The organism is Ekhidna sp. (genome assembly GCF_963691765.1).
In the GTDB taxonomy this organism is placed as follows: domain Bacteria; phylum Bacteroidota; class Bacteroidia; order Cytophagales; family Cyclobacteriaceae; genus Ekhidna.
Window position 1 is genome coordinate 790,804 of the sequence record NZ_OY829375.1, and the last position, 14,774, is coordinate 805,577.

17 protein-coding genes are annotated in these 14,774 nt (G+C 38.3%); 10 read left to right on the forward strand and 7 right to left on the reverse strand.

What is annotated here, in order from left to right:
* Window positions 1-34: 34 nt before the first annotated feature.
* The gene (locus ACY650_RS03670; protein ID WP_462251858.1) at window positions 35-901 is read right to left on the reverse strand and encodes a DUF72 domain-containing protein; all 867 of its coding nucleotides are present in this window, start codon (window positions 899-901) and stop codon (window positions 35-37) included.
* A gap of 171 nt (window positions 902-1,072) precedes the next feature.
* On the opposite strand from ACY650_RS03670, the gene ACY650_RS03675 reads away from it, so the two are divergent.
* The 5 genes from ACY650_RS03675 to ACY650_RS03695 all read left to right on the forward strand — a co-directional run bounded on the left by ACY650_RS03675 (window position 1,073) and on the right by ACY650_RS03695 (window position 4,760).
* The gene (locus ACY650_RS03675; protein ID WP_462251860.1) at window positions 1,073-1,636 is read left to right on the forward strand and encodes a nitroreductase family protein; all 564 of its coding nucleotides are present in this window, start codon (window positions 1,073-1,075) and stop codon (window positions 1,634-1,636) included.
* Entirely contained in the window at window positions 1,633-2,961 is a 1,329-nt protein-coding gene (locus ACY650_RS03680) for a pyridoxal phosphate-dependent decarboxylase family protein (protein WP_462251862.1), read from the forward strand. Before ACY650_RS03675 ends, ACY650_RS03680 begins: the two co-directional genes overlap by 4 nt.
* A gap of 109 nt (window positions 2,962-3,070) precedes the next feature.
* Complete coding sequence (locus tag ACY650_RS03685) at window positions 3,071-3,385, forward strand: hypothetical protein (RefSeq protein WP_462251864.1); 315 nt, start codon at window positions 3,071-3,073, stop codon at window positions 3,383-3,385.
* Between the two features lie 81 nt (window positions 3,386-3,466).
* A complete protein-coding gene (locus tag ACY650_RS03690) occupies window positions 3,467-4,450 on the forward strand; it encodes a sodium-dependent bicarbonate transport family permease (RefSeq protein ID WP_462251866.1) in 984 nt (327 codons plus the stop codon).
* 10 nt (window positions 4,451-4,460) lie between these two features.
* Window positions 4,461-4,760 carry a P-II family nitrogen regulator gene (locus tag ACY650_RS03695; RefSeq protein ID WP_462251868.1) on the forward strand — a complete coding sequence of 100 codons (300 nt, stop codon included), beginning with the start codon at window positions 4,461-4,463 and terminating at the stop codon, window positions 4,758-4,760.
* 38 nt (window positions 4,761-4,798) lie between these two features.
* On the opposite strand, the gene ACY650_RS03700 is transcribed toward ACY650_RS03695, so the two are convergent.
* The 4 genes from ACY650_RS03700 to ACY650_RS03715 are packed head-to-tail and all read right to left on the reverse strand — an operon-like array spanning window position 4,799 to window position 8,896.
* Window positions 4,799-5,344, reverse strand: a complete 546-nt coding sequence (locus ACY650_RS03700; RefSeq protein ID WP_462251870.1) for a DUF2911 domain-containing protein — start codon at window positions 5,342-5,344, stop codon at window positions 4,799-4,801.
* Between the two features lie 11 nt (window positions 5,345-5,355).
* Window positions 5,356-5,895, reverse strand: a complete 540-nt coding sequence (locus ACY650_RS03705; protein ID WP_462251872.1) for an HD domain-containing protein — start codon at window positions 5,893-5,895, stop codon at window positions 5,356-5,358.
* A gap of 29 nt (window positions 5,896-5,924) precedes the next feature.
* A complete protein-coding gene (locus ACY650_RS03710; RefSeq protein ID WP_462251874.1) occupies window positions 5,925-8,564 on the reverse strand; it encodes an ABC transporter permease in 2,640 nt (879 codons plus the stop codon).
* The gene (locus ACY650_RS03715) at window positions 8,561-8,896 is read right to left on the reverse strand and encodes a PadR family transcriptional regulator (RefSeq protein WP_462251876.1); all 336 of its coding nucleotides are present in this window, start codon (window positions 8,894-8,896) and stop codon (window positions 8,561-8,563) included. Before ACY650_RS03715 ends, ACY650_RS03710 begins: the two co-directional genes overlap by 4 nt.
* A gap of 144 nt (window positions 8,897-9,040) precedes the next feature.
* Between ACY650_RS03715 and ACY650_RS03720 the strand changes: the two genes are divergently transcribed.
* From ACY650_RS03720 to ACY650_RS03740, 5 genes are all read left to right on the forward strand, one after another.
* Entirely contained in the window at window positions 9,041-9,730 is a 690-nt protein-coding gene (locus tag ACY650_RS03720) for a hypothetical protein (RefSeq protein ID WP_462251878.1), read from the forward strand.
* A gap of 122 nt (window positions 9,731-9,852) precedes the next feature.
* Window positions 9,853-10,269 (forward strand): hypothetical protein, encoded by a 417-nt coding sequence (locus tag ACY650_RS03725; protein ID WP_462251880.1) that lies wholly within the window; start codon window positions 9,853-9,855, stop codon window positions 10,267-10,269.
* A gap of 9 nt (window positions 10,270-10,278) precedes the next feature.
* Complete coding sequence (locus ACY650_RS03730) at window positions 10,279-11,301, forward strand: sensor histidine kinase (RefSeq protein ID WP_462251882.1); 1,023 nt, start codon at window positions 10,279-10,281, stop codon at window positions 11,299-11,301.
* Entirely contained in the window at window positions 11,298-12,044 is a 747-nt protein-coding gene (locus ACY650_RS03735) for a LytR/AlgR family response regulator transcription factor (protein ID WP_462251884.1), read from the forward strand. Before ACY650_RS03730 ends, ACY650_RS03735 begins: the two co-directional genes overlap by 4 nt.
* Before the next feature lie 49 nt (window positions 12,045-12,093).
* A complete protein-coding gene (locus ACY650_RS03740) occupies window positions 12,094-12,840 on the forward strand; it encodes a DUF3108 domain-containing protein (protein ID WP_462251886.1) in 747 nt (248 codons plus the stop codon).
* 4 nt (window positions 12,841-12,844) lie between these two features.
* Here the strand turns inward: ACY650_RS03740 and ACY650_RS03745 are convergent, their stop codons facing one another.
* On the reverse strand, window positions 12,845-13,606 hold the full coding sequence (locus tag ACY650_RS03745; RefSeq protein WP_462251888.1) for a LytR/AlgR family response regulator transcription factor: 762 nt from the start codon (window positions 13,604-13,606) through the stop codon (window positions 12,845-12,847).
* Window positions 13,606-14,640, reverse strand: coding sequence for a sensor histidine kinase (locus ACY650_RS03750; protein ID WP_462251890.1), 1,035 nt, complete (start codon window positions 14,638-14,640; stop codon window positions 13,606-13,608). Before ACY650_RS03750 ends, ACY650_RS03745 begins: the two co-directional genes overlap by 1 nt.
* Between the last annotated feature and the right edge of the window lie 134 nt (window positions 14,641-14,774).

The following is a 14,774-nucleotide window of genomic DNA, read 5'->3' on the forward strand; positions in this document are numbered from 1 at the left end:
AGAAAGCCTTCCTATCGGGAGGTTTTCTATTCAATCATTCTTGACCTACCGGAATGGTCAAGTTAAGCCCCATTTCTTCATTGAGCATTTTATTGAAATGAGCAGAAAGAATTGGAGATTCTTTCTCGAGATTTTGATGTACGAAGAAGTACAAATTCTCCATGCCAGAATCAGCCCAATTTTTGACACGCTTCAACCATGTTTTAAGTCTCGAATAGTCGCTTTCATGGTTTGCACCGACGTATCTGACAAATACTGAAGGAGATGTCAGTCTCATATGTAAAAGATCTCTTCTACCTGCAGTGTCTGTTATGATATTCGAAATGTTGTTTTCTTCAAACAAAGCGTAAACTTCATTGGCTATTTCAGCATCATTAAACCATTCCGTATTTCTAAGTTCTATTGCCAATGGTACATCTTTTGGCCAGAATTCTACTGCAGTTATCAGTCGTTCCATATTGGCTGGCTTAAAGTTGTCATGTAGCTGTAGAAAGCACATTCCCAACTTGTCACCAAAAGCGCGAATGTTCGTCACATACCTTTCAATAGGCTCCTCCACATTATTCAAGCGCTTGATGTGGCTTACCATCTGATGAACTTTAGGGAAGAACTTAAAATTGTCAGGTGTTTTTTCTACCCACTTTTCGATTTGTTCAACGCGGAAGTGGCTGTAGAAAGTAGCATTTAGTTCAATTGAATTGAACTGAGTAGAATAATATGCTAACTCGTCTTTGGTACCTCGTGGATAAAATTTCTTTAGATCTTGCCTGTTCCACTTCGCACATCCTACAAACACATCTTGCAGCCCTTTGCCATTTTTCAACACTCTTTCTGTATCATGATGATCGTCAGGGAGACTAAAATCTATTTCTTCAGGATTATCTACGCTTCCAAATTTCATTGAGGATGATTTAGTATGTTACTTGAACGAATTTATTGAATGAATGAATGAGAACCAATCCCGATAGCGCTGTTTTGCATGGACCTCACACTAAACTGAAATATTCCTTTCCTCTAAATATTCTGGCGATGAATATGTTTGTAGTTTTAGCCATTATTTAATTGATAAAAAGTGAGCTCAGTAAACGATATAATTAGAAAGAGACGCTCCGTCTACCCTGCACAATATTTAGATAAAGAAATCCCTAGGGAAATTATCGAAGAACTTCTGGAAAATGCCAATCACGCACCAACACACAAGCTAACCGAGCCTTGGAGATTTAAAGTATTTATGGGTGAGAGCAAGGCCAGACTTGGTGAATTTCTCTCTAGTAAGTACGTAGAAGTCACACCTGATTTTGTTGAAGCAAAACGAGATAAGATCAAAGCGAATCCTACCAAAGCAGGCGCTTTGCTTGCCATAATACTACACCGAGATCCAAAGGAACGAGTACCAGAATGGGAAGAGGTAGCATCCGTGGCGTGTGCGATTCAAAACATTTGGATTGGGCTCGACCAATACGGATTGGGTGGATACTGGAGCAGCCCTGGTTTGTGCCAATATCTCAATGAACACGTATCCATGGAGCCCAACGAAACGTGCATTGGATTTTTCTACATGGGGTATTGCGAACCTTCCGATCGAATGATCAAGAAAGGAGCCATCTCGGATAAAATTGAATGGATTGAATCATGAAACTTGAAAAAGAATCGATTGCTCTATTGACAAAGGCAATAGAAAAGCTGGAAGCTGGATTTGACCTCCCAAACATGAATTATTCCTTTGATTCAAAGAAAATGGAAAAGGTAATACTGAAGACCGCTGAAAAGATGCAAGACAATTATCCCTACTTCCATCCACTATTTGCTGGTCAGATGTTAAAACCTCCACACCCCATTGCAAAGGCCGCCTACATGCTAGCCATGTGGATCAATCCCAATAATCATGCAATGGATGGCAGCAAGGCCAGCTCTCCAATGGAAAAAGAGGTCGTAGCCGATTTGGCAAGAATGTTTGACTGGGAAAACCACTTGGGCCATCTCACTAGCGGTGGTACAATGGCCAACTTAGAAGCACTTTGGGTTGCCGGCAACATCCATCCAAGCAAGATTATTGTTGGATCAGACCAAGCTCACTACACACATGAACGCATTTCTGAAGTATTGAAATTGAAATTCGAAAAAGTTTCCTCCGATCAACAAGGCAGACTTGATATTCATGCGCTTGAAGAAAAACTTAAAAATGGCAATGTCGGTACTGTTGTTTGTACAATGGGTACCACCGGACTAGGCGCGGTAGATCCATTAGATGAAGTGTTGGAATTACAGAAGAAGTATGATTTTCGAATCCATGCAGATGCTGCATATGGTGGCTATTTCAGACTGGTTAGTAATTTGGAACCGCGGACCATTCAAAAGTATTCGCTTCTAAATCAAGTAGACAGTATCGTAATAGATCCTCACAAGCAAGGGCTTCAACCATATGGATGTGGCTGTGTGCTATTTAAGAGTCCGGAAGTAGCTAAATATTACATTCATGACTCTCCTTATACTTATTTCACATCTGACGAGCTGCATTTAGGTGAAATAAGCCTGGAATGTTCTAGAGCAGGTGCCTCTGCAGTCGGACTTTGGGCTACGCATCAACTATTGCCACCAGTACAAGGTGGTGACTTTTCAAAAGACCTTGAAAAATCACGAAATGCTACGATCAGCCTTTACAACAAGCTCTCTGAAAGCAAGCATTTCTATCCAATCGTTACTCCTGAAACAGATATAGTAGCCTGGACGATTCGTGGATCTAGTACAAGTGAAATGAGCGAAAAAGCACAAGCCTTTTTTAACAAAGCAGAAGAAAATAAGCTCTACCTATCGCTATACAAGTATCCTACATCAAAATTTCAAAATGTAGATTTCGATATCGATTCGGAATACTTGTTCTGCTTACGGTCTTCACTTATGAAACCAGAACACGAAGATTGGTTAGATGAAATCTGGACAAGGCTTCTAGATTCCCTGTAACTAATCCATCTATTCGTCTACAGTTTTAGCGGTTTAGTACAAAATCAAGACATTGATATTGAAAACTTTAGAAATGAAGATAAATTGATCTTGCTTTCAAGCGAATAAAATGCTGAAGAAAAATCTACACATTCTAATTGCACTCCTACTGATTGCAACCACGTCTTCCTCTGTTTGGGGGCAATACGTTGTAGAAAAAGAAGGCATTGAAATCAGTGAACAGTTTGAAAAGGATGCTGAAAAGGGAGAAAAGGAGCTTGAAGATAAGTTCGACGGGTGGGATTCCGAAAATGCGAATACAGCTTCCATTACACTCGATCTCTTTTCTGGATTTATCAAATCTAGCTCTTCGACATTCATTCCTACTTCTTTACAACCGAAAAAGTTATTCATTGAGTATCATCGGTTAAAAATCCATTGCTAGTACATATTGATTCTCAACCAACACAGGGATTGACCTTCGTCATTCCCAAAATCACTATGTATTCATTTAAAAAAATTAACAATGGATTTTTATTCAATTGTGGAGAATTTCTCCCACCCAGCTACCCTATTCTTTTTCTTAGGGTTAATAGCTGTATTAGTTAAATCTGATCTTGAGATTCCACCTCAGATCGCAAAATTCTTAAGCATATATCTCCTGTTCGACATTGGAATCAAAGGAGGTGAAGAACTCTTTCATAGCGGCTTTGACAGTCAAGTTATTGTTGTCATGCTCGTTTGTATCATAGGATCATTTCTCATCCCCTTTTTGATGTTCTTCATCCTAAAGCAAAAGTTGAGCATATACGATGCTGGAGCAGTAGCAGCAACATACGGATCTATTTCTGCTGTAACATTTGCTACTGCTAGTGCTTTTCTTGAATCACAAGGTGTCGAATTTGGAGGCTATATGGTTGCAGGAATGGCTTTGATGGAATCTCCTGCCATTATTGCCGGGCTCATCCTGATTCGACTATATGTCCGGAAAGAAGACCAAACAATTGCTCATCAAGAAAGTGGATTCAAGCATATTTTGAAAGAGTCTTTTTTTAATGGCTCCGTGTTACTTCTTGTTGGAAGCCTGCTGATAGGCTATATAAGTGGAGAAACCGGAGAAAAAGAACTGAAGCCGTTTGTCAATGAGATCTTCTTTGGAATGCTCAGTCTGTACATGTTAGATATGGGACTCCTTGCCGGAAGAAGACTAAAGGAACTGCGACGAACAGGTGCATTCATTGTCTTATTTGCATTGATATTTCCCCCGATAGTTGGGTTAATTGGTATTGCCTTATCATTTGGCTTATCGTATTCCGTCGGAGATGCTGTCTTACAAACGGTACTCCTGGCTAGCGCTTCATACATTGCAGTACCTGCCGCTATGAGAATTTCGGTTCCAAAGGCGAACATGAGCATTTTACTGCCTATGTCTCTGGGTATCACATTCACTTTTAACATAACCATCGGAATACCGATGTACTATTTCATCATCCAATCTCTCTGGACATAAAAATCTAATTATGGAAATCATTAAAATAGAAATAATCATATCCAACACCTTTCTTCAATCGCTTATTGAAAAGTTGGAATCAGTAGGTATTCATGGATATACTGCTGTAGAAATATTTAGAGGCAAGGGTGTAAAAAGAGGAGAGCAGCTATCCGAGGGACTGTTGCCTACAAGTAGAAACACATTACTTTTTACAGTTGCTTCCGCAGAAATAGCGCAAAAAATAATTGAAACCATACAACCATTTCTAGACGACCGAGGTGGAATTCTAATGACTTATAAGATTGACTATGCGAGTGGTTTATCTTGAAAGAAAAATAAAAGGCCATCTCAAGATGGCCTTTTATTCTATTGTTTTTCAATCGGAAGTTCCCACTGGCTATTTGACCAATTAAAAATCAAATTGACACCATCATCATTGGCATTACCAGAAATTGTAAACTGCTCGGTGTGTTCTCCCCTACTAACAGGTACTACTACTGTTGAAAGATCTTGAGAATAGTCCGGTTCAGTATAGCCCCAAAAACGTAAGTCTGAATTTAGTCTTATTTCCATCTCACCTTTTCGTGGAAATGCATAAATGACATATTTACCAGCAGGAAAGTCGTCACCACCAAATCTAAAATTGGCTGAAACCTCCATGAAAGTAGGCTCATTAGCTCCAAGTCGCCAATAGACACCATAAGGTTGAAGCGCACCTTCTTCTTCTTCACCAAATATCAATCTGTCACGTACCGATGGTCGCGAGTAGTTTACGTTTACATCAATTCCTGCACCCGAAATACTAACTTCTCCAGGAGGGCTCAGTGTCCTGTTCCTGTTGTTCATGTAGAACATCAACACTATGATCAGTACAACAAATATTCCAAGTCCAATAAGTATTTTCTTCTTCATGTGATTAGGGTTTAGATACTAAGTTCTTCCTTGTTTTTCTTTAGAACTTCTATAATAAAGTTAATATGATCTGTCATATCTACTCCAAGCATCTCCACTCCCTTAGCAATTTCATCTCGCTCAACTTTGGCTGCAAAGCTTGCTTGCTTAAGTTTCTTCTTCACTGATTTTGCGGTCAGTGTAGCTATACCCTCCGGTCTAACCTGGGAACAGGCTACAATAAATCCAGTAAGTTCATCACAAGCTAATAGGGCTTTATCCAGCGTTGTATTATAAGGAACGTTCCATTTTGTATAGTGCGCAGAAATAGCATGAGCTATCTTTTCTTCACCCTTTTCACGTAAAAGCGCCACAATTCTATTTGGGTGATCTTCAGGAAATTTTTCATAATCTGCATCGTGCAACTTACCTGTAATCGCCCATTCATTTGGGTCCTCACCAAATTTTTCAGCATAGGCTTCCATGACTAATTCAACCGTCCGTGCATGTCTAAGCAGGCTATCTCCATCAGTCATGGAAGCAAGTATTTCATTAGCTTCTTGTCTATTCATTCAAGAAAAATAGCAAGAAGCTTCCTATTTTATTCATCTCTAAGCATTTCTGCAGGATTCGTCGTTGCCGCTTTTCCTGTTTGCCAGCTAATGGTAAGGATACCAATTGCAAACACGACAAATACGCCAGATAGTAGCTCAACAGGGCCAATAGTTATTCTGTTTACAAAATCTACCATGACCATCTCAGTGAAAAACAGGTAGCTCAAAGGCATCGCAATCGCCGCAGCGACAAGCAGCATGCATACAAATCCTTTTGAAAGAATGATCATCAATTGTTGCTTTGTAGCGCCCAGCACCTTTCTTACACTAATCTCCTTTTGACGTGTTTCTGTAGTAAATACAGCCATCCCTAAAAGGCCCATTGAAGCAATCGAAATAGCTAAGAACGCCAGAAACCCAAACAACTTGAATAGCGTCGCTTGATCGTCATATGCTTCCTGAATTAGTTCATCATAAAACTGCGCGTCGAAAGAATGCACCTTATCAACACTTGACCAGATGGCTTCAAGTTTATCCATAAAGCCAACTATATCGTTTGATTGAACTACAAGATTGAGGTGCATGAATTCATCTGGAGCACCTTGAATCATCGCTACAGGTTCAGATTCACTATGAATTTTGATGTATTGGAATTCCTTAACTACTCCTACAATCTCCAACTTATCATCTTCCAATCGTCCATCCATTGTAACAATTTCTCCAATAGCCTCCTGAGGATCAGTCATATTGAATCGCTTCAAGAAAAGTTCATCAACTACAACAAATTTGGCTTCTCCTTCTTCTTCTCGATCAAAAGGGAATGTTCCACCAGCCAAAAAAGTAAACTCATGCGTGTCAAAATAATTTTTGTCTACGTAGTTGACGAAAACCTCAGCAGAATCTAAAGGGTCTTTATACTTGAACTCATCACTCCATACTTCTCCGGTATTAGGTATCATCCCCGATCTCGATATTTTACTTACTTCTGGAAGCTTCTCTATTTCAGGTATCAGCAACTTTGCATCGTTGTCTTTTAGCGCAAGGTTTAACACATTTTCTGTAGTAAATCCCATGTCGAAATTGAGTGCAAACTTGTACTGCTTATAAGCAATTGTAGATCCAATTATCAAGAATATAGAGATCGTGAATTGCAGAACAATTAGGACTTTGCGCAAGCTTAAACCTTTCATTAGCTTCATTGAAGAGGCATCTCTAAACACAGATATTGCTTTAAGTCTGGCCAAAACCACAGATGGTAAAATTCCAGCAATAATTCCGATAGCAAATGCGAACAAGATGAAGTACAGGATATGAATCCATTGAAAGTTCATGGTGATTAAGTCATTGCGATCTAAAATTATCCCCAGGAAAAACGGCTTTATTATTACGTACAAGCCAAATGATATAGCAACAGAAACTAATGCAACTAAAATGGCTTCAAATATAAACTGTAACAGTATTTGACTCCTTCCAGCTCCTACTACCTTGCGAACGCCAACTTCTTTGGCTCTTCTTAAAGATCTTGCAATGGAAAGATTAGTATAATTAAAACAGGCTGATACTATCACAAATGCTGTAAGAAGCAACAGCTGATAAATTCCTGTCCAAGTCATGCTGGGACCGATGTTATTCGAAAGCTCTTCTCCGGGAACCAGATTGGCTAAACTTTCAACACTATTCCATATTTCGTAGCGATCAGTTCTTGCATTTTCAGTTTCTGCAATTTCTCGCAAATACCCGTTGATAAGATTTGGATCTTGACCTTCGGGAAGAAGTAAATAAATGTAATTCATCCACATACTTCGCCAGTCAAAAAATGTGGTGGTCTCATTAGCAGCATATCTTTTCTCAAGGGTAATGAAAGACATTAAAGCTTGAAATTGAATATGCGAGTTTTTAGGAAGGTCCTCAATAACTGCCGTTACAGTATAGCTATCTTCACCTGAGGTAACAATCTCTCCTACTGCGTCTTGATCCTTAAAAAGCTTTTCCGCTGTAGTTTTTGTCAGTACTAATGAATTGGGTTCAGATAACGCTGTGACACTGTTTCCAGAGATTAGCTTGAATGAGAAAACATCAAAAAATTCCTCAGAAGCATAATGTCCTCTTACTGGAATAGTGTTATCCCCTTTATTTAAATCAGCTCTGAAATTTCTTCGCATGAACAGGATCTTTTCGATACCCTGATATTCTTCTTTAAGTTTTTTTCCTACAAAAACAGATGTAGAGGCAAAATCAAATACATCAGGCGATGAAATATCCTTATAGGTTGAATGTACGCGATAAATGAGATCTCCCTTTTCATGGAACGTATCGAAACTGAGCATCTCACTGATGTAGGTGATCATTAAGATTCCAATAGACATGGAAATCGCAAGTCCAAAAATGTTAATAGCTGAGAATAGCTTATTACGTGCAAGATTTCTAGCTGAGGTCTTGAAGTAATTGTTCATCAAATTAAGAAATGTCATTTGTCCTAGTATTTTGGGTTTTCGAATGGTGTAGAGCCTACAAAACTTGATCACATCCAATAGGAATATTAGGTCAGCTTTAAATCGACTCTTGGTTAGATTCCTTTGATAGTATTCATGTAAATCCCCTTGAAGATCCTCCAATAACTCCTTGGAACAATAGAGTTCTAGAAGCCAATTCATCCATCTTGGTGGTATTTCCCTTCGATCGCTCATTTTATGCCTTGAAAAACAAGTTCAGGGATATTGCTCCAAAGCCTATCACGTTGTTCTTTGGATCTCATGAGCGCAACTTTGCCAGCATGTGAAATGTAAAAAAAGCGTTTTCTTCTTCCACCTCGCTCTTTGGTTGGCTCCCCCAATTCAGAAGTTATTAGTCCTTTTTTTTCTAATCTATTGAGAACAGCATGTACGACACCGAGCTTTGTCTTCCTTCCTGTAACCAAAGCTATTTCGTCAACTATGTTCACGCTATATGCTTCTGTCATCAGTGATGCTATGGTTAGCAAAACTACTTCTTCGAATTCACCAAGATTGGTCCCCTTCATAAGTCAAGATTTACATTAATTCACTAAATGTATGAAAAATAAAAACGACACAACTATTGAAAGGTTTTATTTTTTCACGTTTTGTATAAGTAATTACATTTCGATAAGAGTTAATTATGAAATAACTTCACAAAAAATTCAAGTATGAAATTTCTTTTATCTCTTCTATTTGTTGGTATAGTATACACCGCAAGCGCTCAAAACGAATATTTAGTAACACTAAACGGTGATACCATTACTGGTAAAATTGAAATCTATCGAGATTCTCACTATGATGGAATTGATATTAAGAATGACGAAGGCAAAAAGACATATAAAGCATTCCAGGTACAGTCACTCGCTATTGATAGTGAGATATACGAGCCAATCAACTATCGAAATAGAAAAGCTATTGGTAAGGTAATTTCAAAAGGAAATCTAACCTACTATTTAGCTATACCAGAAAACGAAACCACTTTTAAAGATCGAATCTTTTACAAGGACGGAAATGCCTTCCAAATCTCCGCTATTAATTTTAAGAAACGAGCTGCAGAGTTTCTGAATGATTGTCCTGAGGTATCAGCTAAAATTGAGAACAAAGAATTAAAGTTTGGTGATCTAGATCAGATTGTCGCTCAATACAATGAATGTGAAGACTCTCAACCTGAAAGCGTAAGTAACAACATTAGTAGCAACGACTTGGCCAATTTTGCTCAACTATTACTTGATATTTCATCTAAAGTTGAAAATGGTGAAGACGTTCCAAGTTATATGATAAAAGCACTAGAGGAATACTCACAAACATCTCTAGATCAGCAGGTACAGAGTCTATTGTCAGAATTGAAGAAAAATTGATAAACAGTTCAATTAAAGAATCTGACAATTCAATAAGTAATCGCGCAGTTCAGTCACGAAGAGGGTAAGAAGCAATGTAAAACACGTGTCTTTTGTATGTTCAAACTGTAAAACATACAATTATGAAAAAGCACTTCACTCTTCTTTCTCTACTATTTTTTGTGGCTTCAGTAGCCATGGCTCAAGATTTCGAAGCTCCTAAAAGAGGAGCAAAAATTTACGCTCAAGAGTATACTGTGAACGTAAATAAGGGAGGCGAAACTACTTTCGACCTATGGATTGTGCGATCTAAGTTTGCTAAGCGTTCAAATTTTTCAGCACCAAAACTTATAAGTAGTTCAGGATTAAAGTTTGATGTTAAGCAAGATGAAGCAAATAAAGATCACTATCTGGTAACAGTATCTGCTGATCAAGTTGCAGAAGGTCAATATTCTACTACTGTATCATCAAGAAGCACTGGAACTCAGAAAGTGACTGGAACTATGATTTCATTCAATATTGGGTCAGAGCAGGCGGTTGCTTCAAAAGATGGTGAGTAAATTTACTAGATGAAGTATCGGTTTAGGTTTACAATTGCTGTCTTTGTATTCTTCTTCTTCAAGGTTACAAGGGTAGATGACTGGGGCCACTTTCTTGATTGGGACACCAATACAACAGTATCCCTGGTTTACACCGTAGTTATCGTAATGATGCTATGGGAGGTAGTATCAAGATATGTCTACGCACAAAGTAAAAACCTAAGCCTACGAAATAATCTAGGGCTTTATAAAATATCAACCAAGGCGACACTTATTGTGCTCCCCTTGGTTTTTTTATCTACATACTTATATGAGGAATTTCTGGCTGATGTAGGATGCTGCAATGACGGCTATAGAAAAGGTTCCTTTCTTATAGATAGCGCACAGGGATTTGTTATCTCACTCTTGATTATCGCCTATGAAATCATAATCCTATATGTGAAAAATGCTATCAGAAGCGCAAGAGAAAAAGAAGCTATCCAAAAGGAATTGGCGGCTGCCAAACTTGAAAGCTTGAAAAATCAAGTGAACCCTCACTTCTTATTCAACAGCTTCAGTGTTCTTTCTTCACTGGTAGAGCATGATTCAAAGCAAGCAATTAAGTTCATAGCAAAGCTCTCGGATATGTATAGATACATTCTGGAAAATGATGAAAAAGGTGTAGTTACTCTTCAGGAAGAACTCTCATTTTTAGATAGCTATGTATTTCTGTTACAAATGAGGCATCAGTCTGCGATCGTTGTGGATAAGGATATTTCATTAGACAACCTGGATCTCAAAGTTCCTCCGATGTCTATACAAATTCTTGTTGAAAATGCTGTGAAGCATAATTCCTTTTCTATTGATGACCCCTTACACATTTCTATTAAGAATGAAGGAGATAAGGCAATTGTGGTAGAAAACGAAAAGCGTAAAAAAGAGAGTCTTACCACGAGCACTAAAATTGGACTCAAAAATCTCTCCAATCGCTTAATCCTTTCTGCCGGCCGTGCATTAGAAATTACTGACAATGAAGAATCATTTAAAGTAAGATTACCATTATCATTGGCATGAATGCGATCATTATAGAAGATGAAAAACTCACGGCTGACCGGCTACTTAAATTGGTCAGCGAGCACACGACTATCAATGTTATCCAAACGTTTTATTCTGTAAAAGCTGCTGTAACCTGGCTGCATGAAAATGAGTGTCCAGAACTGTTGTTTCTTGATATTCAATTAGGAGATGGCACTGGTTTCGATGTACTAGAATCACTTGACACATACCCTCATGTGATTTTTACTACCGCATTTGATAAGTATGTTCTTGAAGCATTCAAATACAACAGCGTTGATTACCTACTTAAACCTGTCCAATCCGACAAGTTGGTACAAGCAATTGAAAAACTAAAAAAGGTTAGCTCACAGGGAGATATCTCTCAAATGATTGACAAACTCAGAGGGTCTTTAAGCTCAAACTATAAGCAAAAATTTCTTGTCAAGACTGGCTTAAAATACAATTCCATTTCAATAAACGACATTTCTTATTTCTATAGTGAATCAAGCACAAGCTACCTAAGAACTAATCAAGGTGAGTCCATGATAATAGATCATTCGTTGGATGACCTACAAGAACTTATAGATCCTTCATCTTTTTTTAGGGTTAACCGTCACATGATTCTTTCAGACGGCTGCATTAATTCGATTGATTCATACTTTAACAACAGGCTGCTATTGTCAGTTGTACCAGACTACTCTGAAAACATCATTGTCAGCCGAGAAAAAGTTCGAGCATTCAAAGAATGGTTGGATAGTTAAAGAACAGAATAGATGGTAGATTTGATGAAGTGACTTACTTACATCAATTATGAAAAACTACCTCTGGATCTTGACCATTTTATTATTTGCCTGCCAACCCGCAAAAGAAGAAAAAGCCTCAGAAAAAAAGTGGCTTGGACAGACATTGAACCTTTCTGAAATTCAACCCACTGTTAATACGTATCATATGCTAGATACTTCCGGAGCGAAGGTGGGTTCGATGATCTTTGGAACGTATTTCGAAAATGGGAAATTAGTTGTAAGAGACACTTCATCTTTTGACAATGGGAGCGTATACGAAGAAGCTGAATTCGCTATGGATACAGCAACTTATCAAAGCAAACAAGAACTTGTTCGCATGCAGATAAATACCACAAGGCTTGATGTTAATATAGTAGCAAATAATAAGCAAGTGAATGGAATGTATACAGTCACCAGGGATACTACAGCCACAGACTACCCTGTGGATTCTCTTTATAGCTATGATGTGTTTAGAACTGAGCTTTACATGCTGATGCAAGCGTTGGATTATAAGAAAGATGACACCATCAAGTTTAAATCTCTCGTTTCGACAAGTATGACGGTATCCGATGCTTCACTTTATTACGTGAATGAAGAGCAAATCACAACTGCTGCAGGTACGTTTGATTGTAATGTCATTCATCTAATGACCGATGGGAAAATGCCTCAAAATCGCGTATGGATTACGAAAAGCAAGCCGAGTAAAATTGTAAAATTCTACGTGCCAGGCGCTGATCTTTCCATTGAGTTAGTTGAATCGAGAAGTAATGAGTAAAGTATTACTGATCTAGCCATTGTTTCAAAGAGGTAGCTTTTTCACTGCTTACCAGGACCTGCTCATCGGAAAAATGTACAAGTTCCACAAGCAACTTCCCCTTGAAGTGTTTATGTACCGTTGTGATATAGTCAGCTTGAACAATGAACTGCCTGTTTGCGCGAAAAAAACATTGCGGATCCAATTGGTTTGAAAGTTCATCCAAAGTAAAGTCCGATAAGTATGTCTTCTCATTCTTGGTGTTGATATGAACAATTCCATGCTTGCTCTGAAAACATACAATATCTTCCGATCGTATTGCAAGCATTTTATCACCTTGTTTTACCAAAAACCGTGACTTGTATTTCGTCTCTGTCAGGTTAATTTGACTAAGTAAAGCTGACATATCCAGTCCATTTCCACTGAAGCTGGCTTGGAGATTCTTGTACTTATCCAACGCATGTTTCAGGTCCTCCTTCTTAATAGGCTTCAATAAATAGTCGATGCTGTTCACCTTGAAGGCCTTTAAAAGATATTCATCAAAGGCAGTGGTGAAAATGACTGGGCAGCTGACATCAATTTGATCAAAGATCTGAAAGCTTATTCCATCGCTAATTTGAATGTCCATCAACGCAAGGTCTGGTTTCTGGTGATTTTTCATCCACTTAACCGTTTCCTCTACACTGTCTAACACCTCTACTATTTCGATGTTAGGATCTATCTCCAATAAGATTTTCTCTAAGCGTCGAAATGCTGGGGCCTCATCTTCTACAATCAGAACTTTCATTAGGTAAACCTTAAGTCTTTTTCCTCCAATAAGTCTATTAATGGCACAGCAACCATGAAATTGGTAGCGCTAGTGATCACATCAATTTCCTTTTGCCCTAAAATACTGTATCGTTTTCGAATATTTTCGAGTCCGGTCTTTGTCGACTTATCCAAAGAGTCTTTGCGTTGAAGGTTATTTCTAACTACCACAGACTTACCATTTTCAACATAGATCTCAATTTTCAAAGGCTTAGCCTTAGAGACAACATTGTGCTTTATGGCATTCTCAGCAAGCATTTGTAATGTCAATGGAGGGATTGTCAAATCAAGGTATTGATAGTTTAATTTAAACTCTACCGACAGATTATCTGGGTATCGCATGCGCAGGAGATATAAGTATGACTTTACGAATTCAATCTCTTCGCTCAGACTTACCAGCTCTCGATCTTTATTTTGCAAAATATACCTATAGACCTCAGAAAGTTTTTCTGTAAATGAAACTGCAGCTTCAGCATTTTCAGGAATAATAGAAGTCAGTGTGTTTAAACTATTGAAAAGAAAATGAGGACTCATTTGATTTTGTAGCACCTCATATTGCGTTCTAATCTGCTGATTTTTCAATTGCTGATTCAGCGTAAATTGTTCTTTCCATTTATCAAAGAAATAGAAAGCTTCATAGCCCAATGAAATTACTGTGGCAGCAACCATATTAAAGGGAAGAAATTCCGCATGCTGATTAATTGTAAATGCTTCAGCCAGCGTACATAAATTAAACGCCAGCTTAACAGGAATCCCACCGATCATCATCCAAACAACAATTACCAGTGCAGTGAATGTCAGACGTTTCGCCGTTTTGCTTATTTCCGGGAAAACTCTTCGAAACCGATATATGATGTAGGTAGCTCCACTCCAATAGACAGCAGTAAAGCAAATGGCAATGAGGTAGGTGTACCAGAACGGTTCACTAGCCAAATGATCACCATCGGTAGCATCCGCGATTAACGCTACAATTGGAATACCTATCCATCTAATATGTACTTCTTTCAGTTTCATTTCTGCATTAAAGATAAGACATGACCTTTCAGAAAATTTCGTCAAAAGGGGATGAACACAAGAATTTCATGAGTGAAACCCCAAATTCCAACCCTGAAATAGGGTATCTAATAGAAACGCGATCTTGGCGGTTT